The organism is Spirosoma sp. 209, assembly GCF_002006735.1.
In the GTDB taxonomy this organism is placed as follows: domain Bacteria; phylum Bacteroidota; class Bacteroidia; order Cytophagales; family Spirosomataceae; genus Spirosoma; species Spirosoma sordidisoli.
The window spans coordinates 38626-59873 of the sequence record NZ_MVEC01000006.1 but is presented as its reverse complement, the minus strand read 5'-3'; the positions used below and the strand labels follow the sequence as shown (position 1 = coordinate 59873).

21 protein-coding genes are annotated in these 21248 nt (G+C 57.0%); 13 read left to right on the top strand and 8 right to left on the bottom strand.

The features are described from left to right. Positions 1–9 precede the first annotated feature (9 nt). The 7 genes from B1C80_RS11370 to B1C80_RS11340 all read left to right on the top strand — a co-directional run bounded on the left by B1C80_RS11370 (position 10) and on the right by B1C80_RS11340 (position 6016). The gene (locus B1C80_RS11370; RefSeq protein WP_077921219.1) at positions 10–795 is read left to right on the top strand and encodes an SDR family oxidoreductase; all 786 of its coding nucleotides are present in this window, start codon (positions 10–12) and stop codon (positions 793–795) included. A gap of 117 nt (positions 796–912) precedes the next feature. Then, the gene (fucP, locus tag B1C80_RS11365; protein WP_077921218.1) at positions 913–2295 is read left to right on the top strand and encodes an L-fucose:H+ symporter permease; all 1383 of its coding nucleotides are present in this window, start codon (positions 913–915) and stop codon (positions 2293–2295) included. A gap of 5 nt (positions 2296–2300) precedes the next feature. Next, the gene (locus B1C80_RS11360) at positions 2301–2627 is read left to right on the top strand and encodes an L-rhamnose mutarotase (RefSeq protein WP_077921217.1); all 327 of its coding nucleotides are present in this window, start codon (positions 2301–2303) and stop codon (positions 2625–2627) included. A gap of 66 nt (positions 2628–2693) precedes the next feature. Next, positions 2694–3431 (top strand): (Fe-S)-binding protein, encoded by a 738-nt coding sequence (locus tag B1C80_RS11355; protein ID WP_077921216.1) that lies wholly within the window; start codon positions 2694–2696, stop codon positions 3429–3431. Between the two features lie 412 nt (positions 3432–3843). Further along, positions 3844–4275: a hypothetical protein gene (locus tag B1C80_RS11350; protein WP_077921215.1), complete on the top strand. Its 432-nt coding sequence runs from the start codon at positions 3844–3846 to the stop codon at positions 4273–4275. Then, the gene (locus B1C80_RS11345; protein ID WP_077921214.1) at positions 4272–4472 is read left to right on the top strand and encodes a helix-turn-helix transcriptional regulator; all 201 of its coding nucleotides are present in this window, start codon (positions 4272–4274) and stop codon (positions 4470–4472) included. Before B1C80_RS11350 ends, B1C80_RS11345 begins: the two co-directional genes overlap by 4 nt. 179 nt (positions 4473–4651) lie before the next feature. After that, positions 4652–6016 (top strand): lactate utilization protein B, encoded by a 1365-nt coding sequence (locus B1C80_RS11340; protein WP_077921213.1) that lies wholly within the window; start codon positions 4652–4654, stop codon positions 6014–6016. A 67-nt stretch (positions 6017–6083) separates the two neighbouring features. Here B1C80_RS11340 and B1C80_RS11335 read toward each other — a convergent pair whose 3' ends face one another. Together B1C80_RS11335 and B1C80_RS11330 are read right to left on the bottom strand one after the other, a co-directional pair. Then, positions 6084–6467 (bottom strand): hypothetical protein, encoded by a 384-nt coding sequence (locus B1C80_RS11335; RefSeq protein ID WP_077921212.1) that lies wholly within the window; start codon positions 6465–6467, stop codon positions 6084–6086. Between the two features lie 32 nt (positions 6468–6499). Beyond that, positions 6500–6928: a TerB family tellurite resistance protein gene (locus B1C80_RS11330; protein WP_236648727.1), complete on the bottom strand. Its 429-nt coding sequence runs from the start codon at positions 6926–6928 to the stop codon at positions 6500–6502. A 229-nt stretch (positions 6929–7157) separates the two neighbouring features. On the opposite strand from B1C80_RS11330, the gene B1C80_RS11325 reads away from it, so the two are divergent. The 4 genes from B1C80_RS11325 (at position 7158) to B1C80_RS11310 (ending at position 12790) form a co-directional block, all read left to right on the top strand. Further along, complete coding sequence (locus B1C80_RS11325; RefSeq protein ID WP_077921729.1) at positions 7158–9098, top strand: CocE/NonD family hydrolase; 1941 nt, start codon at positions 7158–7160, stop codon at positions 9096–9098. Positions 9099–9329: 231 nt separating this feature from the next. Continuing rightward, positions 9330–10043: an ABC transporter ATP-binding protein gene (locus tag B1C80_RS11320; protein WP_077921211.1), complete on the top strand. Its 714-nt coding sequence runs from the start codon at positions 9330–9332 to the stop codon at positions 10041–10043. A 3-nt stretch (positions 10044–10046) separates the two neighbouring features. Next, entirely contained in the window at positions 10047–11597 is a 1551-nt protein-coding gene (locus tag B1C80_RS11315; protein WP_077921210.1) for an ABC transporter permease/substrate-binding protein, read from the top strand. Between the two features lie 266 nt (positions 11598–11863). Then, positions 11864–12790 (top strand): hypothetical protein, encoded by a 927-nt coding sequence (locus tag B1C80_RS11310; RefSeq protein WP_077921209.1) that lies wholly within the window; start codon positions 11864–11866, stop codon positions 12788–12790. 18 nt (positions 12791–12808) lie between these two features. Here the strand turns inward: B1C80_RS11310 and B1C80_RS11305 are convergent, their stop codons facing one another. Both B1C80_RS11305 and B1C80_RS11300 read right to left on the bottom strand, forming a co-directional pair. Then, positions 12809–14359 (bottom strand): carboxylesterase/lipase family protein, encoded by a 1551-nt coding sequence (locus B1C80_RS11305; RefSeq protein ID WP_077921208.1) that lies wholly within the window; start codon positions 14357–14359, stop codon positions 12809–12811. 8 nt (positions 14360–14367) lie between these two features. Then, positions 14368–15282 (bottom strand): alpha/beta hydrolase family protein, encoded by a 915-nt coding sequence (locus tag B1C80_RS11300; protein WP_077921207.1) that lies wholly within the window; start codon positions 15280–15282, stop codon positions 14368–14370. Positions 15283–15328: 46 nt separating this feature from the next. Here B1C80_RS11300 and B1C80_RS11295 point away from each other — a divergent pair, with 46 nt between their 5' ends. Then, positions 15329–15730, top strand: a complete 402-nt coding sequence (locus B1C80_RS11295; RefSeq protein WP_077921206.1) for a hypothetical protein — start codon at positions 15329–15331, stop codon at positions 15728–15730. A 242-nt stretch (positions 15731–15972) separates the two neighbouring features. On the opposite strand, the gene B1C80_RS11290 is transcribed toward B1C80_RS11295, so the two are convergent. Both B1C80_RS11290 and B1C80_RS11285 read right to left on the bottom strand, forming a co-directional pair. After that, positions 15973–17406 carry a S41 family peptidase gene (locus B1C80_RS11290; protein WP_077921205.1) on the bottom strand — a complete coding sequence of 478 codons (1434 nt, stop codon included), beginning with the start codon at positions 17404–17406 and terminating at the stop codon, positions 15973–15975. A gap of 94 nt (positions 17407–17500) precedes the next feature. Next, a complete protein-coding gene (locus B1C80_RS11285; RefSeq protein ID WP_077921204.1) occupies positions 17501–18136 on the bottom strand; it encodes a DNA-3-methyladenine glycosylase in 636 nt (211 codons plus the stop codon). Between the two features lie 137 nt (positions 18137–18273). On the opposite strand from B1C80_RS11285, the gene B1C80_RS11280 reads away from it, so the two are divergent. Continuing rightward, positions 18274–18726, top strand: a complete 453-nt coding sequence (locus tag B1C80_RS11280; protein WP_077921203.1) for a hypothetical protein — start codon at positions 18274–18276, stop codon at positions 18724–18726. Here B1C80_RS11280 and B1C80_RS11275 read toward each other — a convergent pair. Further along, a complete protein-coding gene (locus tag B1C80_RS11275; RefSeq protein ID WP_077921202.1) occupies positions 18723–19610 on the bottom strand; it encodes a YicC/YloC family endoribonuclease in 888 nt (295 codons plus the stop codon). The genes B1C80_RS11280 and B1C80_RS11275 overlap by 4 nt on opposite strands. 110 nt (positions 19611–19720) lie before the next feature. Next, entirely contained in the window at positions 19721–21247 is a 1527-nt protein-coding gene (gene pdxA / locus B1C80_RS11270; RefSeq protein WP_077921201.1) for a 4-hydroxythreonine-4-phosphate dehydrogenase PdxA, read from the bottom strand. Position 21248: the final 1 nt, after the last annotated feature.

The window sequence follows — 21248 nt, the reverse complement described above, 5'->3', positions numbered from 1 at the left end:
ATTTTGGTAATGAACCTAAATCTTCAGGATAAAATCATCCTCGTTACGGGCGGGGCGAAAGGAATAGGCGAAGGCATTAGCCGGGTGCTGGCAGCCGAAGGCGCCATTCCGGTCATCATTGGCCGCAACGAAGCCGATAACCTCAAAATGGTTGACGCCCTGCGGGCCGATGGCGGTCAGGCCCATCAGTTTGCGGCCGAACTCAGCCGACCCGATGACTGTCGGCGGGCGGTAGAGCAGGTCCTGGCTCAGTACGGCCGGATCGATGGGGTTGTTAACAACGCCGGGGTCAATGACGGCGTCAGTCTGGAGAACGGCTCGTACGAGGCTTTTATGAAATCGCTCCACAGCAACCTGGTCCACTATTATTTGATTGTTCATCATGCGCTACCCGCGCTGAAAGCTTCTAAAGGGGCCATTGTCAATATAGGCTCGAAAGTGGCGGAAACGGGGCAGGGGGGCACCTCGGCCTATGCCGCTGCCAACGGTGGCCGAAACGCACTCACCCGCGAATGGGCCGTTGAGCTACTCCCGTACGGCATCCGGGTCAACTGCGTAGTTGTGGCCGAAAGCTGGACACCCCTCTACGCCAACTGGATCAAAACCCTGCCCGATCCGGATAAGAAGCTGCAACAGATCGTTTCGAAGATTCCGCTGGAGCGACGGATGACAACCACCGAAGAGATTGCCAACGCGGTGGCGTTCCTGCTTTCGGACCGGTCGAGCCACACCACCGGCCAGCTCATCCACGTCGACGGTGGCTATACGCACCTGGATCGGGCTATTACCGACTAACGGCCGGGCTACGGCGTTTGTCAAAAACCGACCTATATTTGACTGTTTCTGTCGGCTTCGGGCGGCTCTCGCTGCCGGGTCGGCGCTCCTGCTTTCTGTATTTCTAAACCCTACCCAATGGCACTCGGACCTTCAACCGAAAACGTTACCCTGAAACCTGGTCAGGCTACCGGTAATTACAAAATTGCGTTTGCGCTGGTCACCAGTTTGTTTTTCCTGTGGGGCCTGGCCAACAGTCTCAACGGATCGCTGATCAAGCAGTTTCAGATTGCGCTCGATCTGAACCGCTTTCAGGCTGGCATTGTCGATTTCGCCTTCTACCTCGGCTATTTCTTCATGGCCTTACCCGCCGGTTATGTCATGCGTCGATTTGGCTACAAGCGGGGTATCCTGTTCGGTTTGCTGCTCTACGGGGGCGGAGCCTTTCTGTTCTACCCGGCCGCCGAGGTACGGGTATACGGCTTTTTCCTGTTCGCTCTGTTTACCATGGCCTGCGGAATTGCCTTTCTCGAAACAGCCGCCAACCTCTACGTAACCGTACTCGGCGATCCGACCAAGGCCGAATGGCGGCTCAATTTTTCGCAGTCGTTCAACGGCATCAGCATCATTCTGGGACCGATTATCGGGGCGCTGTTTATCTTCTCGAAAACGGAGTACACCCCCGAAATGCTCACCGCCATGGACTCGGCCCAGGCCGAAGCCATTCGGGTGCAGGAAGCGCTCTCGGTGCAGGGCCCCTATCTGGCCATCGGGCTGATCATTGCGCTCGTTACCATTCTGTTTGCGATCACCAAAATGCCGGAGGTCGGTGCTGAAGAAGAGCAGGCGGCTGGTAAGATTCCGATTTTCAGCGTACTGCGGCATCGGCAGCTGGCGCTGGGCGTCATTGCTCAGTTCGTAAACGTAGGGGCTCAGGCTACGCTCTGGGGCTATTTCGTCGATCTGAAGCTGGACTTCTCCCGCGATGGGCACTGGGCGCTGGCCGAGGGCTACATGAACGGCATCAACGCCCTGACCGGGGGCGCATCGGGTGATCTGTCGCCGACCCAGGTGGCCGGTTTTCACGCGTCGTTTGCCCTGCTGCTGTTCATGCTCGGCCGGTTCGTCGGTACATCGATGATGACGCGTATCCGGCCCAACCAGGTGCTGGCCCTGTTCTCGGCGGGTTCGGTACTGATGGTCATTCTGGCCATGGTGTCGGGCGGGCTGACGGCCGTTATCGCGCTGAGTTTCACGTATTTCTTCCAGAGTATCATGTTCCCGACCATCTTCGCGCTGGCTACCAAGAACCTGGGAGCCGAGTCGAAAATTGCGTCGTCGCTCGTGATCATGAGCATTGTGGGCGGGGCGCTGCTGCCGCTGGTTGCCGGGGCGCTGTTTGCCAAAGGAGCCGTTTACGCGCTGATCGTGCCGCTGGTTTGTTTTTCGTACATCGTCTTCTACGCTCTGCAGGGGTATCAGGCGCGGGCATCGGAGGTTGAACACGCCCCCATCGTTTAGTGGCCATGCGATACGCTCTTGCTCTAGACCTGAAAGATGACCCGGCGCTGATTGCCGAATACGAACGCTACCACGAGCAAATCTGGCCCGATATCGAAGCCAGTATCCGCGAGTCGGGCATAACGGCCATGGAGATCTACCGGGTCGGGAACCGGCTGTTCATGCTGATGGAAACCAATGATTCGTTCTCCTTCGATGCCAAAGCCGCAGCCGATGCGGCTAACCCCATCGTACAGAAGTGGGAAGACCTCATGTGGACCTACCAGCAGGCGCTGCCCATGGCGCAGCCCGGTGAGAAGTGGCTGTTGATGAACAAAATTTTTAGTCTGTAAGGCTGGCCTGCCGGGTTCGGTCGCAACAAACGATTTCTTCCGGGCCCGGAGGTTCGGCACTACGGTATGAACGTTGCTCTATTCATTCCCTGCTACGTTGACCAGTTCTACCCGCAGGTAGGCATCGCTACGCTGCAGCTTCTGGAGCGGCTGGGGGTGCAGGCTGTCTTCCCCATGGAGCAGACCTGCTGTGGACAACCCATGGCCAACGCAGGTTGCGAAGCCGATTCGATTCCGGTCTACCACAACTACGTACGGACCTTTGCCGATTTCGATTACATCGTTGCGCCATCGGGTAGCTGCGTTTACCACGTCCGAAAGCATTTCAACATCATTGAGCAGACGCCCGCCGTAAAGCACGTTCGGGAGCGCACGTATGAACTGGTGCAGTTCCTGACCGAGGTGCTCGGTATCACGAGTATCAACGCTGAATTTCCGTACCGGGTGGGTCTGCACCAGAGTTGCCACGGTCAGCGGGGCCTGCGCCTGGCCAGTGATTCGGAGATGTCGCCGAGTCGCGATGGTCATCTGAGCCGCTTGTTGAAGCAGGTTCGGGGGTTGGAGCTGGTCGAGCTGGATCGGTATGATGAGTGCTGTGGTTTTGGGGGAGCGTTCTGCGTGTCAGAGGCCGCTGTGTCGGCCCGGATGGGGCAGGATCGTGTGTCGGATCATGTCAAAAACGGAGCCCAGGTGATTACCGGTGGCGATGTGTCCTGCCTGATGCATCTGGAAGGAATTGTCCGGCGTCAGAAGCTTCCTCTGCGGGTGATGCATGTCGCCGAGATATTAACGGCCACTACATAATTGATGGTTGATACCGTGTCGCCCCGCTGGGACTTTGTGTCGGATTTCTGTCCTGGAAGCTACTGACATACCGCACCTACGGCGGTAGAGGGGTGAGGTTATTAACACATTGTTTCATCGAGTCTGGGCGGTGCGTCATATCGCTGGCCCCACCTAAGCCAATCCGCTTTCGTAGCCCCAGGGGCGCCATGTCGATAGCCCTGTCCTGCCTAATCCTTCTCTGTAGCCCCGGCGGTGCGTCTGTCTATAAACTCACCTGCATTGGTTCACCACCTTTATCCTTGGCGGGGCAATGCCTCTTTACCGGCTTCCGAACAAACTCCTGCAAAATTTGCCATAAAAAAGACTAGTTTATTTGACTATATGTAAAATTTACTTTACCATTGCATGGTCAAACAAACTTTACATTTATATGAATACAAAATGGCTTTTTCCGCATCAATACCGGTTAGCTGGCTGGCTGATCGTGGTTCCATCAGTTATATTGGGACTTTTTGTTTTATATGGTGAGTATACTATCGACTGGTTATCCATAGGTTCGCCTACTGCCTTATTACCTGGTAACTTTACGGATGAAATAGCCAGTCTAGGAAGTATTGTGGGCTTATTGCTGATTGCTTTTTCTCGGGAGAAAATTGAGGACGAGCGAACTGGCAGGCTACGGCTCGAAGCCTTGCAATGGAGTGTGTATATAAACTATCTCATTTTGGTTGTCGCCATTATAGTCACGTACGACGGGGTATTTTTTAGCATGATGATCTATAACATGTTTACCGTATTGCTGGTATTCATCGGTCGTTTTCGCTGGCTTACCCATCGCGATACCCAGCAGTTGACCGCATGAAGAACCGTCTGAAAGTATGCCGCGCTGAAAATAATCTCTCTCAGGCCGACCTGGCTGATCGAATTGGGGTGAGCCGTCAAACTATAAACTCGATTGAAACGAGCCGGTACGTGCCATCCACCATTCTGGCGTTGAAGCTGGCTCACGTATTCCAAAAGCCGGTAGAAGCGTTATTTGAATTAGACGAAACCGATTAAGCAGGTGCCTGGGTCCTGAACCGCGCAGCAAAGCTGTTACTCGACGAGCCTGTTTAACTGACAATCGGGCCGGGAAATGCGGTTGCTTTGCCGTAATTTTGGGTAAGCCCGGCCCAGGCGACTGGAGCGCAGACCGGCAGCGAACCAGCGAAACTATCTTTTTGCAGAACCCTACTCACATGACGCACGCTCAGGCAGCCAAACGATTTACGGCCGACGTTGACCGCACCACCTGGCATGATGGCGCGCTCTGGTTTGTACGCCAGAAACGCGACCGTATGGCCTATTCGTTGCCCGAATGGGAGGAGTTGCGTGAGCTGGCTTCGCAGATCAAGAATCATACGCTCAGCCGGTTAGACGAGTACCTGGAGGAGTTTGAGCGGAATGCGACGGCTAACGGGATTCGGGTCCATTGGGCGGCCAATGCACAGGAGCACAATGAGATCGTGTTGCAGATCATTCGCCAGCATAACGGAAAGCGCCTGGTCAAGAGCAAATCCATGCTGACCGAAGAGTGTCATCTGAACCCGTTTCTGATCAAAGAAGGAATAGAGGTAGTCGACACCGATCTGGGCGAACGAATTATTCAGTTCAACGACGAGCCACCGAGCCATATCGTACTGCCTGCTATCCATCTCAAGAAGGAAGATGTGGGTCAGATTTTTCACAAGCACCTCGGCACGCCCGAGGGCGCCAGCGATCCGCAATTTCTGACCGAAACCGCCCGTCAGCACCTGCGCGGGCATTTTGTGGCGGCTGACGTAGCGCTGTCGGGGGTTAACTTCGCCATTGCCGAAACGGGCGGGTTTGTCGTATGTACCAACGAGGGTAATGCCGACCTGGGCGTTACGCTGGCTCCGGTTCATATTGCCAGCATGGGCATCGAGAAGATGATTCCCCGGCTCGACCACCTCGGCGTATACACGCGCCTGCTGGCCCGCTCGGCCACGGGGCAACTGTCAACGACCTACACCAGCCATTTTCACCGGCCCCGCCCCGGCCAGGAACTGCACGTCATCATCGTAGATAACGGGCGGGTAGAGCAGCTGGGCCGGCCGGATTTTAGGGCGTCGCTGAAGTGTATCCGGTGCGGTGCCTGTATGAACACCTGTCCGGTTTACCGGCGGAGTGGCGGCCATAGTTACGACTATACAGTACCGGGCCCGATCGGGTCGATTCTGTCGCCGAATGTCGACCTGAAAAAGCACAGTACCCTTCCGTTTGCCAGTACGCTCTGCGGCTCATGCTCCGATGTGTGTCCGGTCAAAATCGATATTCACGTTCAGCTCTATAAATGGCGGCAGATCATTGGCAGCCAGAAAGCCATGCCCGCTGGTAAACGGGTCGGCATGCAGCTCCTGGCCAAAGTGCTGGCCCGCCCCCGGCTCTATGCCCGGCTGGGACGGGTGGCGCGCCGGATGCTGGCCAGCACGCCCTCCGCGCTGACGCATAACGGTACCATCAACCCCTGGGCCATTGCCCGCGAAATGCCCGAGCCACCGAAGCAGAGTTTCCGCGAGTGGTACGCGGCCAATCAGAAATAAGAAGCTCCATTACCCCGGATACAACGCGCCAACCAGTCCATGACAGACCGGTTGGCGCGGATGCGGCTTAGTTAATGGGCTGGATCAGCACCTGCCGTTGGTTGGCGGGATTGCCGGTCGATACCAGTTGAATCTGGCTGATCTTCGTTCGTTTGCCGTTCGATAGCCGGAGTTGGTACTGCCCGTCGGGTAATCCGTTCAGATTAAACGTAAACGGGCTGGAAGTCTGCTGTTTGTCGAGCGTGCTGGCGTACAGTGGCCAACCGTCCTGATCCGTTACCTGAACCGTCAGCAGGCTGTTGGCGGGTTTGTCGATCAGCACCCGTATCCGCTCGGGTTCCGTTTCTACAGTGGCTCCGAACGACCCATTGGCCGACGGACGGAAGTTGGAGAATATGAAAATGGGGCTGGTCAGGAATACCAGCAGCAAGAGAAATTTTATGGTTTTCATGGTTGATACACAATTGATTGGAAAGCGGCCGGTCAAAACCGTCGGAGGTCGCGCCGAAACCGCTTGATGAACTCCTGCTCTTTGGTCGACATGCTATCATGCGCTTCAGCAACTTGCAGGAGCAGGGCAACAAACTGCTTTTTTAAGGCCTCGCTCAGCGCCTTCCGATTGTCGGAGAATCGGCGCATGGCAAAGGCGTAGGCGGCTTCGACCGGCACGTCGCAGCTGTCCAGCACCGAGAAGGCCTGCAGCGCCAGATGCCCCTGGGGCAGACTAACCAGAATCCGCTCTACCGTATCGGACTCTTCACGCTGGATACGGCCATCTACTTTGGTGAGCGCATAGACGGCATTGCCCAGACCCAGATACAAGGTGGCCAGCCGGTCGTTATAGGTAATGGTCTCGGTGATTTCCTGGATAGGGGCCGATCCATCGGCGGGTAGTGTCGGAAGGGATTGCATGTCGATTGTTGGTAAAATGAAACAGAACAGACAGCCGGCTCGTGTTAGCCTTGTTGTTTTGTGTGATACAAAGGTGCAGGCTCCGGTTTAGAGCCGGATTAACCCCATGTTAGAAACCGATTAGAGATCGGGTGCGGCCGGGCCGACGCGTAACGGGTGCGGTCATGAAGCCGCGATGCCGGCCGAATCTGTATCTTTACGGTTGTTCATCGTTAACCCCGTCAACCCCATGAAAAAATGGCTTTACAGCCTGCTGGCGCTCATCGGTTCCTGTGCCGCCACGTCTGCCCAGACAACCGCAACCGGTAATTTTGTCCGCGACAATTACCAGAAGTTCGAGTACAAGATTCCCATGCGCGATGGCACCAAACTGCACACCAACGTGTATGTGCCGAAAGATGCGTCGGCTATCAACAAGTACCCGTTTCTAATGCAGCGTACCTGCTACAGCGTGGCGCCCTATGGGCCTGATGCGTACCCGGCGGCCGTAGGTCCATCGGGTACGCTGATGCGCGACAAGTACATTTTCGTTTATCAGGATGTGCGGGGGCGCTGGGCTTCGGAAGGAACCTGGACCAATATGACCCCCAACCTGCCCGATCCGGCACCGGCCGCTACGAAAGGGCGTAAGAAAGCACAGCCCGCGGCCACTACCGCCGGAGCACCCGACGAAAGCTCCGATACCTACGACACCATCGAGTGGTTGCTGAAGAACGTGCCGAACAACAACGGTCGGGTGGGCCAGTGGGGCATCAGCTACCCCGGCTTCTACACGGCAGCGTCATTACCCGATGCGCACCCGGCCCTGAAAGCGGCTTCGCCCCAGGCCCCCGTGTCGGACTTTTTCTTCGATGATTTCCACCATAACGGCGCGTTCATTCAGGCATATCTGTTTACCTACCCGGTATTCGGCGTGCAGCATCCGGCACCAACTACCACGGCCTGGTATAACGACTCGTTTATCAAGACCGGCAGCAGCGACGGCTTTCAGTTTCAGTACGATCTGGGTCCGCTGAAAAATGTACAGAAATACTACAAGGACAACTTCTTCTGGCAGGAAACCGTTGAACACCCCAACTACGATGCGTTCTGGCAGAAGCGCAGTATCCTGCCGCATCTGAAAAATACCCGGCCGGCCGTGATGACGGTAGGTGGCTGGTTCGATGCCGAAGACCTCTACGGCCCGCTGAACATCTACAAAACCATCGAGAAAAATACACCCGGCGCCTACAACACCCTGGTTATGGGCCCGTTTGGGCACGGCCGGTGGTCGCGCGAGACGGGGCATACGCTGCATTCGAACGTGTATTTCGGCGATAGCATCGCTACCTTCTACCAGCGCAATATCGAGGCAAAATTCTTCGGTCATTTCCTGAAAGGAGCGGGCGACGGCAAAACCGGTTTGCCCGAAGCGTACCTCTTCAACACCGGCCGTAACGAGTGGCGCACCTTCGACAAATGGCCCGCTGCCGACGCCCAAACCAAAGAGTATTTCCTGAATTCTGACGGTATGCTGGCCTCGAACAAGATCATGGGCTCGGCCGATCCGAGCGGCAATGGCTTTACCGAGTTCGTATCGGACCCTATGAAACCGGTTCCCTATACCGAAGACATTACCACAACGCAGGGCTTTACGCCGTTCAACTACATGTCGGAAGATCAGCGGTTTGCGGGTCGGCGGCCCGATGTGTTAACCTTTCAGACCGATGTGCTGACCGAAGATCTGACGCTGGGGGGCGAAATTACGGCTAAGCTGAAAGTGAGCACCACCGGCACCGATGCCGACTGGGTCGTGAAACTGATTGACGTGTACCCGCCCAATGAACCCAACCACCCGTACATGCCGAACAAGAATATTACCCTGGGCAACTACCAGCAGATGGTTCGGTCAGAAGCCATGCGCGGGCGTTTCCGGAATAGCTTCGAGAAGCCCGAACCGTTTAAGCCCGGCGAGATAACCGACGTGACATTCCGGTTGCAGGACGTTCTGCACACGTTTAAAAAAGGCCATCGGATGATGATCCAGGTGCAGAGTACGTGGTTCCCGCTCATTGACCGCAATCCGCAGACCTACGTCGATAATATCTTCAAAGCTGAGGAGAAGGACTTCAAAAAAGCCACCCACCGGGTTTACGATAACTCCGTCATCAGCGTGCAGATTCTGAAATAAGCCGATTCGGGTCGGCAGTTGTGGCGCCGTTTGCTCCCGCTCTGGTTAGGCCGGGGGTAAACGGCGTTTTTTTGGGGATTTGACCGGAAAGACCGTCGTTACGTGCAGCGACAATCGGTGCGCGTCAGGAATAACGCCGTCCATCGGGCAAGGCGACAAATTTGTGACGACGATATGCTGGGCGCTGGCCCTTCCCTGTAACTTTACCTCTTGATAAACCGACAGGCATTTATGATTCGGGTCGAGAACCTCAGCAAACGCTACGGCCCCACGGCGGTGGTAGATAACGTCTCGTTCAGCGTAGCACCGGGCGAGACGCTGGTGCTGCTGGGAACCAGTGGTTCCGGCAAGACCACGACCCTGAAAATGCTGAACCGGCTCATCGAACCCGACAGCGGCCAGATCCGGCTGGACGGAACCGACGTGCGGCAACAGGATGCGCCCACGCTGCGCCGACGCATCGGCTACGTTATCCAGGATGGGGGTTTGTTCCCGCACTATACTGTAGCCGAGGCTATCGCTACCGTGCCGAACCTGCTGGGCTGGGAACCCGACCGCATCCGGGAGCGTACGGACGAACTGATCCGTAAACTACAGCTACCCGAAGCCGTCCTGAACCGTTACCCGGCCGACCTGAGCGGGGGCCAGCGTCAGCGGGTCGGACTCGCGCGGGCGCTGGCGACCCGGCCCCCGGTGGTCCTGATGGACGAGCCATTCGGGGCGCTGGACCCGTTCACCCGTCGTCACGTCCGGCGTGAACTGTTTGGCCTCAGTGAGTTGCAGGAAACAACGGTGGTGCTCGTGACTCACGACGTGGCCGAGGCTCTTGAACTGGCTGATCGCATCGCGCTCATGCACCAGGGCCGTATCGTGCAGATCGGTCTGCCCGGCGACCTGACGAACCAGCCTGCCAACGATTTTGTCCGCGATTTCCTAGACGTTTGATCCATGCTCGATTTTTTACGCCAGAACGCCGACAAGCTCCTCGAACAAACCCTGACCCACATTGGACTGACCTTCGTATCGCTGCTGCTGGCGCTGGTGGTGGGTATTCCGCTCGGTATTCTGATTGCCCGTCGGCCGCGGCTGGCCAGTGGTATACTGGGCGTGGCGGGGGTGCTGCAAACCGTACCGAGTGTGGCTTTGCTGGGGTTCCTGATTCCGCTGCTGGGGATCGGCGTTGGCCCTGCGCTGGTGGCGCTGTTTCTGTATGCGCTGCTTCCCCTTATCCGTAATACCTACGTAGGCATTACGGAGGTTAACCCTACGGTTCGCGAAGCAGCCCGGGGCGTTGGTATGACCAGTCGGCAGATCCTGACCAAGGTTGAATTGCCGCTGGCGCTGCCGGTCATCTTTGCGGGCGTGCGTACGGCTACGGTCATCAACGTAGGCGTTGCTACCCTGGCGGCTTACGTAGCCGCTGGCGGGCTGGGTGAGTTTATCTTCAGCGGTATTGCGCTGAGTAACACCAATATGATCCTGGCCGGGGCCATACCGGCGGCATTGCTGGCCATCGGGTTCGACCTGGGGCTGGCCGCGCTGCAGCGGCTTAGTGGCCGGAAACTGCGTGTCGGGGCGCTTGCCTTCGTGGTGCTGGTGCCGGTTCTGTCGGGGTTTTACCTGCTGCCGATGCGGGGCGATAAACTGACGGCTGGCTTTGCACACGAGTTCTACGGACGCGCCGATGGGTATCCCGGCCTTCAGAAAACGTACGGCCTCCGATTGCACCCGCGACTGATCGACCAGAATCTGATGTATGAAGCCATTCGTAACCGACAGGTCGACATCATCAGCGGGTACTCGACCGATGGCCGTATCCGGGCTTTCGATCTGGTAGTGCTGGCCGATAACCGACATGCGTTTCCGCCCTACGATGCGGCTCCCGTTGTTCGGCAGGCCGCCCTCGACCGCCACCCCGAACTGGGCCCGACCCTCGACCGGCTGGCGGGTAAACTGACCGATTCGGTGATGACCGCACTGAACTACCAGGCCGATTTTCTACACCAGTCGCCCAAACAAATCGCTACCCGTTTTCTGAAGCAGACGGGACTCTACAAAGCAAGCCCCCCCGGCAACCGCACCGAAACCGTGGTGATGGGCTCGAAACTCTTTACCGAGCAGTATATCCTGTCGGAGATTTACCGGCAGCTGATCGAGGGGCATACGCGCCTGCGGGTTGCCACGCGTACGGGCCTGGGCGGCACCCAGATCTGCTTCGACGCCCTGCGGACAGGGGCTATCGATTTTTACCCTGAATATACCGGAACGGGGCTGCTGGTTATTCTGCAACCGCCCGCTGCTACCCTCCGGACCTTACCGATGCAGGCTGACACGGTGTACCGATACGTGAAAAATGCCTTTGCGCGGCAGTATGGCCTGGTTTGGCAGCGCCCGCTCGGATTCAACAACAGTTACTGCCTGATGATGCGTCGGGAACAAACGCAGCAACTGGGTTTACGCTCAATCGATGAGTTGGTCGACTACCTGAACAGGGAGTAGGAATTAGCCGTTTAGTAAAAATATTTGTACTTGAATAAATAAATTATGAAAACTGTTTTTATCTTTATTTCCCCAAAAGTTACATGATAAATTTATAAGTAGCATACAGCTTTATCTCTACTATACGGTATCTGGTCCTCCTCTTTTTTTGGGTAGTTGGTATACATATTCCAGAGGGAAAGTTGAAGAATTTGGTGTGGCTCAACGCGTTATGAAACTCCAGATGAACCCCATAAAACAGATGTCCAACTCCTCAACTACTCTTAATGCAAGCCCGCCCTCTTGTCGACGTTGCCGTCAGCGTGTATGGAAAACCATATCAGACCGCCGTCACGTTGCTATCGCTGATGCGGTATTCCGGTCAGTGGATCGATAAAATATACATCACTGAAGAACGTAAACAACCCAACGGAAGCGACCTTACGTTACTGCACCAACTGCTTCGGGACTACAACACGGTGTACTTTACACCCCGGTTTTTCCTGTGGTACGAAGACATTACGAAGAGCTACAAACGCCATCTGTTGTCTTTACCGGCTTTCCGACATGCCGTTCGGTATCAGTATGCCTGGGAGAAAACCGATAAGTCGTACCTGTTGCTGACTCACAACGACGTTCTCTACCGGGACGATATTGTGGGCGCGTACCTCGAGCGTATAGGCGATGCGGTAGGTATCGGGAAAGTGGGTCAGTGCTGGAACTGCCCGGCCTACAAAGCGCAGAAATGCTGGGGCGGAATGTACGACCAGTACCAGCCCGACTACGCCGAAATCGAGCAGCTCTACCAGACCTACGGCAACGTCCGCAAAACGCCCTTTCAGAAGATCATCTGCGCCGATCATTCCTGGCCCCTGCCCGAATGCCGGCTCAACGAATTTACGGCGCTGATCAATATGCCCCTGGCGCGCCGGGTTACGATGCCGTACGGACCGGCCTATCCGCTGGGCATAACCGACGGGGTCGATACGGGCACCAAATGGTTTCGGCAGATCAGCGAGATGGGGCTGCGGGCCACCAACTTCGAGTACGATCCGTATGCTCAGCACGGATGGGCCAGCGCCGTCAGTTCGGGCCACCAGTCGCTCTTCGACAAAAGCATGTACGATGCCGAAGAAGAGCGTGCCTATCAGGTATTACAGAATGAATACGGCCTGGGTACCCCAGCGCTGGCGTACGGCAAGACGGTCTCCTGACCGGCTGGCAATTGAGACTTAAGGTTGCCGGCCGACCAGCCCGGACAGAAAGTCGAGGGCAGCGGCATCGGGTAGCGGCTGGGCTTTTGCCGGCATGTCCAGAATCATGGTCTGTTTGCCGGTCGGCGAGAAAGCCGGCCACTGGGGTAAGCCCTGACCGTTGGGATTGCCGGTCTTGATGAAGTTGGCCCAGTAGGTAGCCATAATGCGGGCCAGGTCGGCATCGGTAGCGTTCAGCGGTCGCAGCTGGTGATCGATGAACCGGAGGTTGTCGTAGGCATAGGCCACCTCGCCGGTATGAAACGCACCGTAACTGGCATACTGGCCCGTAGCCGGCAGTTTCCGCCGAAACCGGTATACGTATACGGTTTTGCCCTGCCCGCCCTCCAGCATGGCCCAGCTGTAGTTCTGAATTCCGAAGGTCAGATCACGCCCCAGGTTTCGCTGCGACTGATCGGCTTCGGCATCGGTGCCGGCGGGGTAGTACTGGAGGAGCGTTGTGGCGTCGGGGCCGTACCGTTGTTCGGTTTGTTTACGGAACTCGACGGCGGGTTTGATGGGGCCGGGGAGCAGGCCTTCGTCTTCGTTCCAGCCCGTCAGCAGGCTTATGTTGGCCTGACGGCCGGCTGTAACGAGCTCGGTGACCGATGCGGGCAGTACGTAGCCGTCGATGATAGGGCCGCGTACCCCCTGCGCCTTTTGCTGAATCTCGTCCGCCGGGGTAGCCCGCAGCTCCGCCAGCGACGCAGCGCCCAGCGTCTGCATAATTTTCACCCCCGTTTCTTCCGCCGTTTTCAGGGAAGCATAGGGCCGTCCGACACCGGCTCCGCTCTGGGCAATGGCTTTATTGAAGAGGTTTTTGGCCAGGGGCGACGCCACCAGGCAGCTGACGCTCATCGACCCGGCCGACTGGCCGGCAATGGTCACGTTGGCCGGGTCTCCGCCAAACGCGGCAATGTTCTGTCTGACCCACTGCAAAGCCGCAATCTGGTCGAGCAGGCCGTAGTTACCCGAAGCGTTTGTTCCCGACTCGCGGGTCAGTTCGGGGTGAGCCATGAACCCGAATGCCCCAACGCGGTAGTTGATGCTAACCAACACGATCCCTTTCTGAGCCGTTGATTCCCCGTCGTAGATGGGTACGGCACTCCCTCCGCTGTTGAAGCCCCCGCCATAGATCCAGACCAGGACCGGCCGTTTTTCGGTGGCCGATCGGGCCGCTGTCCAGATGTTCAGATACAGGCAGTCCTCGCTGATGGGTTCTTTCGGAATCAGAAATTCAGCGCTCCACATGCTGAACGGGGCCGGAGAGCCCTGCATGGGACTTGGTCCGAAGGCGTTGCAGGCTCGAACACCCGACCAGGGGACAACCGGCTGAGGAGCTTTCCAGCGGAGGTTTCCAACGGGCGGGGCCGCAAAAGGAATGCCTCTGTAGATACGCACATCGCCTTTGGCGTTCGTGGTTCCGCTAATCCGGCCACCTGTTATGGGGACGACAGACGACTGGCCTGCTCCGGGTTTGGTCAATAGGGTTAGGGCCGCCAGGCAGAGAAACAAAGAGCTGATTTTCATAGGTTTGGTTAAGGAGTAGCGGCCTGATTGGCCTTGAGAATCTGGCTGAAAAACAGAACCTGATAGGGGAGTGCGTACTGCCAGTACGGCCAGGTGTGGGCCCCCGGGCGCTCGATATACTCGTGGGGCGTCTGATTGGCCAGCAGCAGCCGGTGAAGTTCCCGATTTGTTTCGATCAGGAAATCATCGACGCCAATATCGAAGATCAGTGGAAGGTTATTGGCCTTAAGCCGGTCGGCCAGCGTAACCATCGTATAGCCCGGGTACGGCGAGTTACCGGCCGCTGGCGGGCCCAGCAGCGTAGCAAAATTAGCCGCGCGGGATTTGGCAAAGTCGGGCGCCACCTTCCAGGTGGCGGTGTTGATATCCATGACACCACTCATGCTGCCCGCAGCGGCATACAGGTCGGGATGACGGCTGGCGATGAACATAGCACCGTGCCCTCCCATCGACAGACCCGCAATAACCCGGCCTTTCCGGTCACGGATGGTGCGGTAGGTAGCATCGATTTTTTCGATCAGCTCGGCCGAAATAAACGTCTCGAACTGGCTGGATTTAACCAGCGGACTATCAAAATAATAGCTGGTTGGGTCGCCGTCGGGCGTAACTATGATGAGGTTATACTGATCCGCCAAGCGGTGCAGCAGGGTTGGGTCGGGCGTTTTGGTGAGCCAGTCGCGAAAACTACCGGTGCCGCCGTGGAGCAGATACAGGACCGGAAAGGGTTGCCTGTCGCGTCGTTTTGCCCTCACGTAGCGGTCGGGTAAAACGACGGCGGCCCGTAGCGTACGGTTCATGCGGGCGCTGGGCACATCGATCGTGTCGACGCGGGCGCCGAAACCCGTGTTCTGCAGACTCAGCAGACAAAAGCCAGCCAGCAGGGTGCCGCGTAGCCGGCGGGTATAGGACAGGACGGAAAACATCTCTACAATACTATTGGTTAGATTTCTAGTTAACCAGTATTCCGTTATGAAAACGATCAACGTTATTGCCTCCGTACTTTTCCTGCTTGTCGCGATCAGTTCGTGCACGCCGAAAATGAACTTTGTACCATCCCAGATTGTGCCGGCGGCTACCGGAGAGGTCAGGGTGAAGAAAGATAAAAACAAGAACTTCGTCGTCGACGTAAACGTGCGAAACCTGGCCGAGCCAAAGCGGCTCGACCCGCCCCGGGATACCTACGTCGTCTGGATGGAATCGGGTCGGGATGCCGCCAAAAAGCTGGGCCAGATACGACCAGCCTCCAGGAACCTCAAAGCCCGGCTGACCACCACCGAAACGACAAAGCCTGATAACGTATTTATCACGGCTGAAGACAACGCCGATGTGCTTTATCCGGGCGGCCAGACGGTGTTGACAACCAGACGGTAAGTTGCGACCATAAACCAACCAGACGGGCGGGACAGAAAACGGGTTAGATTCGTTTCCTGTCCCGCTTTGTTTGTTATACTTCCTCATGGTATGGAACCGCTAAAGATAGCAGCGGCCCAGGCTATTGCTTTCCATGAGTGTTCGATTACCGGCTATACGTTTGCCCGGCATCTGGACAAAGAGCAAATGCCGGCCCTGGGCGAATAGGTTCCTGTCACCACCTGCAACGTCAGCTGCCGACGTCATTTCTTTCCGATAGCCGATGGCGAAGAGGTCAGTACGGCCAGCGCCCGTTCCAGTACCACATCACGGCCGCTGATGAGGCTCTGCACAGTTGGCTTCACCAGGATGTCCGGCTTTACGCCAACGCCTACAAAGTCGGTTCCGTTAACGTAGGTATCGCGTTTGGTGCAGATTCGGGCACTGCCACCGCCCGGCAGGTCGAACGGTAGCGGCTGGCCGGTGGTGCCCATAGACGGTTCGCCCAGGATGGGGATACGGGTGGTCTTCAGCTGACGGATAATAACCAGCAGGTCTTCAGCGGCCGACGCCGTCTGATTACCGGCCAGTACCACAACGGGCATGGATAACCTCGGCTCGTTGAGGTCGTTATCGTAGGTCATGGTATCACCGGCATACCAGAAATCCCCGGTAAAGGTCTGATACGACCGGCGGTACCATGGATCGGTTTTGGCTTTTGTCGAATCATAAGGGGATTTTGCCTGCCAGGTTCCCCAGGCTTTATAAGCGGCCCGGTGCTCGCGGGTACGCCAGGCCGAGCCAACCAGCCGCTTCTCGGCCGTGAAATACTTCAGAATTTCGGCCCCTATGTCCGAATTGCCCCCGCCGTTCTGCCGTATGTCGAGAATGATTCCTTTGGCGCTTCGGAGCTGCGGGAGCATGTCTTTAAACTGGTCAATCACTTTTTTATCGCCAAAGCTGTTCAGCTCAACATGGGCAATGTTGCCCGGTTGCATGGTGAGCCGCGAAAGCTGGGATTTTGCCGGACTTGTGCCATTGCCGCGAAGCCATTGCGACTGATTGCGCTCCCGCTGTGAAAAAAGCCGCGAGTCGAACCGGATGGTCTTGCCGTCAGGGGTTCGGAACGTCATCGGGTATACGGTGGTCGTATCGCTGGTCGCGCTCCATAGTCTGAACAGCGCATTGTTCCACTTATGGTGTTCGGTCGATGCGGAGACATACGGAAACACCTTCTGGTCGAGGTATTGTCGTATGGGCTGATCGTTCACGGTCAACAGCTCGGAACCGATGGGGACGCTGTCTGACAGACCTTTCAGCACCTGCGATACGTATATTTTCTGATCGATGGCAAGCAGCTGCAGCGGAACGTAGGTAGAGTAGCCTAGTACCGACCAGGGCGCGTAGACGTTGGTATGACCATCGTTCAGTAAGGCGCAGAACCGCTCGAGGGTTCGGTAGTAGTCATAAGTCGTTCGTGTCGATAGCACCTGCGGAATAAAAGCCCGGTAGGCACTGTCCCAGTTGACCTTCGTTTTATCGAAGTACGCAAAGTTGTACCGGGCTTCTGACCAGAACAGCGAAAGGCCGGCAATCTTGTCGGCGTCTGTGAGGTTGGCGTTTCGGTTTTGGGCAACCAGAGGTCGGCTGCTCCCGATTACCAGCAGGATAAAAAGAGCGATCGATAAACGGTTCATAACAGGAAGGGACTACGGATAAGCTACACCCCGGCCAAGTCGGGTCGGTGGTACATAGCAAGTGTGATCGATTCCCGAATGTACGTAACAACGCCTATTTTTTGCTTACAAAGCGGTTACCTTTTATATAATACCTGTAGGGTAGGTCGGCTCCGAATTTGATGCCGATCCGGGTGGTTGTAATCATCTCGAAATCGGTCAGAACAGGCTCCTGTATGGACACCGGCCCCGAAACCAGCGACGAGAAATTATGATCGGCCCGACTGATGCCCATGGCAATGACCAGTTTGCCGGGACCGTTGCAGAGGTTGCGGAACCCCTCGGGGGTGCTGGCGTCGATGGTGTTGTTGCGGTAGCGTTCAAACCCGGTCGTAAACGCTTCGTTCCGGCGGGCTTCCATCAGCGCCAGACCATCGGTGGGTTGCAGCGCACGGATCAGTACGGCTTCGCCCACCCCTTCGGGCCCGGTTACGACGTTGATGCAGTGGTAATGGTTATAAATCTGATAAACATACAGCGTACCGGCCGGGCCGAACATAGCCGCGTTGCGTTTGGTCGCGCGCCGGTAGGCATGACAGGCCGGATCGCCGGTGAGGTAGCCTTCCGTTTCGACGATGATACCCGCTGTTCGGCCCGCTGGAGAATCGTGGACCAGTTCGCAGCCAAGCAGGCGCTGAGCCAGGGTCAATGTATCGTGGTTTTCGTAGAACGGGAGGGATAAAGCAGCCATAAAGTCGATTCGTAGTCCAGCTGGTTTGGTACAACAGGCTGGCGTGATTGGTATTACCAGGCTCTTTGATGTCGCCCGGGTAGATTTTAATCGACAGAACAAGTATCTTGTTTGCGATTGTACCCTCTTTTTCGTGTATGACCTTTTTCGTCCGAATACTGTTGCTGGGCGGGGCTACCCTGCTGGCGGCCTGTTCCGATAGTGTCGACTGCCAGAGTTCACCCCAGCCGGTACAGGTTTTTCTGACCGATGCGGCCGGAGCACCCCTGATTACAGCCGCCACGGCGGCCGATGTAGGGATTGGGTATTACCGCAACGGGCAATGGGTGAGCCTGCCCGATGCCCGGGTAAACCCAGCCACCAATGCCATAAGCAGTTACGATGCGCTGACCATCAGCCGGGAAACGGGCGACACCACCCGTTTCTGGCTGGACAGCGGGGCCAGTCGTCTGGGGGTCATACAGCTGAAGACATACGTCGATAACACCCCCTGCAACGGCTGGACCCGCGCCAGCGAGCTTCGCTACAATGGGCTTATTATTCCGTTCGAGGCTATGAAACCGGGGTATACGCTGATCGTAGCGCCCTAGATGACGTTCATGGTCTGCTCCTTGATCTTCTCCAGCTCGTCTTTCATCTGAACAACGAATCGCTGAATGGATGCATCGTTGGCTTTGGAGCCGATGGTATTGATTTCGCGGCCGATTTCCTGCGAGATGAAGTTTAGTTTTTTGCCGTTGGCTTCTTCCGTAGCCAGCACTTCCAGAAAATAGCCAAGGTGGTTCTTGAGCCGGACTTTCTCTTCCGATATGTCGAACTTCTCCACGTAATAGACCAGTTCCTGCTCAAACCGGTTCTGGTCGAAGGTGTCGCTGTTGAGCAGCTCGCTGACACTGTTACGCATACGATCGCGCACGGCCGGAATCCGGCGAACGTCCTGCTCTTCGATGTCGGCCAGCCGGTCGCTGATGGTCTGGATATACTCCTGAAATTTGCCTTCGAGTACGGCCCCGTCCTGCTGCCGGAATTCGTTGCAGCGCCGAACGGCTTCTTCGACGGCCGCCCGAACGGTGGCATATTCTGACGCGTCGGCGCCGGGGTCGGCCGACTCGGTCAGGTAGGCGTTCGGTTGTTGCAGCGCCAGTTGCAGCACATCGCTGTCCGATACGCTCATCAGCATACTGTTGGCCGTTTCCTTGATATCGCTCACATAAGCCAGGACCAGGGGGCGGTTGATGGTGACGCCCGGCCGCACCGCGCTCGTACGGGCCAGGTTGACCGACAGCTCTACTTTGCCGCGCTCCAGCTGCTGGGTAAGCAGGGCGCGCAGTTCGATCTCCTTGTCGGAAAACTGCCGGGGTATGCGGCAGTAGATGTCCAGAAACTTGGAGTTGAGGGTCTTGACTTCTGCCGTTACCGACAGGCCACCGGCTTCTACGGTTGCGTTGCCGAAGCCGGTCATTGATTTAAGCATACTATGTATCGTTTATTCGGTTGTCAGTTTATTGTCGGTACGGTGTAACCCCGGTGTTGGCTCCCGAAAACTGAAAACCGCAGACCGAATATCGTTCCTGATGAGTGTCGCTATTTGAGTGCCCCGGCTTCCAGTTCCAGAAACTCTTTCCGTTGGCGGGCTACGTCAATGGCGGTATAGATCGCCTGGAGCATGGAGGTTTCGTCGGCCAGGTTCTTGCCGGCAATATCATAAGCGGTGCCGTGGTCGGGTGAGGTACGAACAACGGGCATACCCGCCGTAAAGTTGACCCCTTCCTCGAACGCAATGGCTTTGAACGGAATCAGCCCCTGATCGTGGTACATGGCCAGCACGGCGTCAAATTTGGTGTAGCTACGGGTGCCGAAGAAGCCATCGGCCGGGTAGGGGCCAAATACCAGCTGGCCTTTGTTGCGCCATTCGGCCAGCAGGGGTTTGATGATATCCTGCTCTTCGTTACCCAGCAGCCCTTCTTCGCCCGCGTGGGGATTGAGGCCCAGCACCGCAATTTTGGGTTTGTCGATGCCAAAGTCCTGTTTCAGCGATCGCATCATCAGGGTTAACTTCTGGGCAATACGATCGCGGGTAACGTTTTGCCGAACCCGGCCCAGCGGCACATGGCCTGTTACTACACCCACGCGGAGCGTTGGACTGACCATGAACATCAGGTTGTCCTGCACGCCGAACTGCTCGGCGAGGTACTCGGTATGACCCGGAAATTTGAACTCCTCCGACTGGATATTGTACTTATTGATCGGTGCCGTAACCAGGGCGTCGAGTTTACCGGCTTTCAGATCATCGACGGCGCGTTGCAGGCAGGCCAGCGCAGCCTGACCGGCTTCCGGAGTTACCTGCCCGGGCTGAATGTCCTGGTTCTGGTCGGGCCAGCAGGTAATCACGTTGGTCAGTTTGTGGCTGATCTGACCGATGGTCTGGGTCCCGTTGAGATTCCAGTCTTTCAGGTCGATCAGGTTTCGGTAGCGATTCAGCACCCGCATAGACCCGTAGATAACGGGTGTGCAGAGCTTCTGGAGCCGGTTGTACTGGAGTGCCTTCAGAATGACCTCGGGGCCTATCCCGTTATAATCGCCCAGGCTGATACCGATCACGAGCCGTTCCTCGCGGGAGCGACCGGCGCCTTCGCCCAGCCCCGTATCGCGGTCGGCCTGGTCGTCGGCTTCGCGGAGGGGGGCCTCCCGCTCGCGTCCGCCGTTGTTCCGGTCGCGGTCGTTACGCGGTTCGTTGCGGTTGTCGCGGCCGCCCTGCCGATTGTTGGGTTGCCCACCCTGTTTCGGACCGGGTGTCGCTTCGGCCGAAGCGGGGTCGCGCTCGGGTCGGTTGGCTGGCCGGTTGCCGGGCTGACCGGTGCCGTTCTGGCGCGGGCCGTTGGGAGACTGCTGCCGCGCTGCGGGTTGGTTGGGGTTACCTTCGCGCTCGGGTCGGTTGCCCCGGTTGGGTGGCCGGTTTTCGCGCCGGTCTTCTTTGTTCGGCTGGCTGATGGTAATCTGCCGGGCTGCGGTAGCTGACTCGGTCTGATCCTGGGGCGTATGTACAGGTTGCGTGCCGGGCGTTGGCTCGGGGCGACCGTCATTCAGTTCGTCGGATTGGCGTTGTTCCATG

Excerpts from the sequence above, each read along its gene's own strand:
- B1C80_RS11370 (WP_077921219.1), top strand. The coding sequence starts at position 10 with ATGAACCTAAATCTTCAGGATAAAATCATCCTCGTTACGGGCGGGGCG.
- fucP (WP_077921218.1), top strand. The coding sequence starts at position 913 with ATGGCACTCGGACCTTCAACCGAAAACGTTACCCTGAAACCTGGTCAG.
- B1C80_RS11360 (WP_077921217.1), top strand. The coding sequence starts at position 2,301 with ATGCGATACGCTCTTGCTCTAGACCTGAAAGATGACCCGGCGCTGATT.
- B1C80_RS11355 (WP_077921216.1), top strand. The coding sequence starts at position 2,694 with ATGAACGTTGCTCTATTCATTCCCTGCTACGTTGACCAGTTCTACCCG.
- B1C80_RS11350 (WP_077921215.1), top strand. The coding sequence starts at position 3,844 with ATGAATACAAAATGGCTTTTTCCGCATCAATACCGGTTAGCTGGCTGG.
- B1C80_RS11345 (WP_077921214.1), top strand. The coding sequence starts at position 4,272 with ATGAAGAACCGTCTGAAAGTATGCCGCGCTGAAAATAATCTCTCTCAG.
- B1C80_RS11340 (WP_077921213.1), top strand. The coding sequence starts at position 4,652 with ATGACGCACGCTCAGGCAGCCAAACGATTTACGGCCGACGTTGACCGC.
- B1C80_RS11335 (WP_077921212.1), bottom strand. The coding sequence starts at position 6,467 with ATGAAAACCATAAAATTTCTCTTGCTGCTGGTATTCCTGACCAGCCCC.
- B1C80_RS11330 (WP_236648727.1), bottom strand. The coding sequence starts at position 6,928 with ATGCAATCCCTTCCGACACTACCCGCCGATGGATCGGCCCCTATCCAG.
- B1C80_RS11325 (WP_077921729.1), top strand. The coding sequence starts at position 7,158 with ATGAAAAAATGGCTTTACAGCCTGCTGGCGCTCATCGGTTCCTGTGCC.
- B1C80_RS11320 (WP_077921211.1), top strand. The coding sequence starts at position 9,330 with ATGATTCGGGTCGAGAACCTCAGCAAACGCTACGGCCCCACGGCGGTG.
- B1C80_RS11315 (WP_077921210.1), top strand. The coding sequence starts at position 10,047 with ATGCTCGATTTTTTACGCCAGAACGCCGACAAGCTCCTCGAACAAACC.
- B1C80_RS11310 (WP_077921209.1), top strand. The coding sequence starts at position 11,864 with ATGCAAGCCCGCCCTCTTGTCGACGTTGCCGTCAGCGTGTATGGAAAA.
- B1C80_RS11305 (WP_077921208.1), bottom strand. The coding sequence starts at position 14,359 with ATGAAAATCAGCTCTTTGTTTCTCTGCCTGGCGGCCCTAACCCTATTG.
- B1C80_RS11300 (WP_077921207.1), bottom strand. The coding sequence starts at position 15,282 with ATGTTTTCCGTCCTGTCCTATACCCGCCGGCTACGCGGCACCCTGCTG.
- B1C80_RS11295 (WP_077921206.1), top strand. The coding sequence starts at position 15,329 with ATGAAAACGATCAACGTTATTGCCTCCGTACTTTTCCTGCTTGTCGCG.
- B1C80_RS11290 (WP_077921205.1), bottom strand. The coding sequence starts at position 17,406 with ATGAACCGTTTATCGATCGCTCTTTTTATCCTGCTGGTAATCGGGAGC.
- B1C80_RS11285 (WP_077921204.1), bottom strand. The coding sequence starts at position 18,136 with ATGGCTGCTTTATCCCTCCCGTTCTACGAAAACCACGATACATTGACC.
- B1C80_RS11280 (WP_077921203.1), top strand. The coding sequence starts at position 18,274 with ATGACCTTTTTCGTCCGAATACTGTTGCTGGGCGGGGCTACCCTGCTG.
- B1C80_RS11275 (WP_077921202.1), bottom strand. The coding sequence starts at position 19,610 with ATGCTTAAATCAATGACCGGCTTCGGCAACGCAACCGTAGAAGCCGGT.
- pdxA (WP_077921201.1), bottom strand. The coding sequence starts at position 21,247 with ATGGAACAACGCCAATCCGACGAACTGAATGACGGTCGCCCCGAGCCA.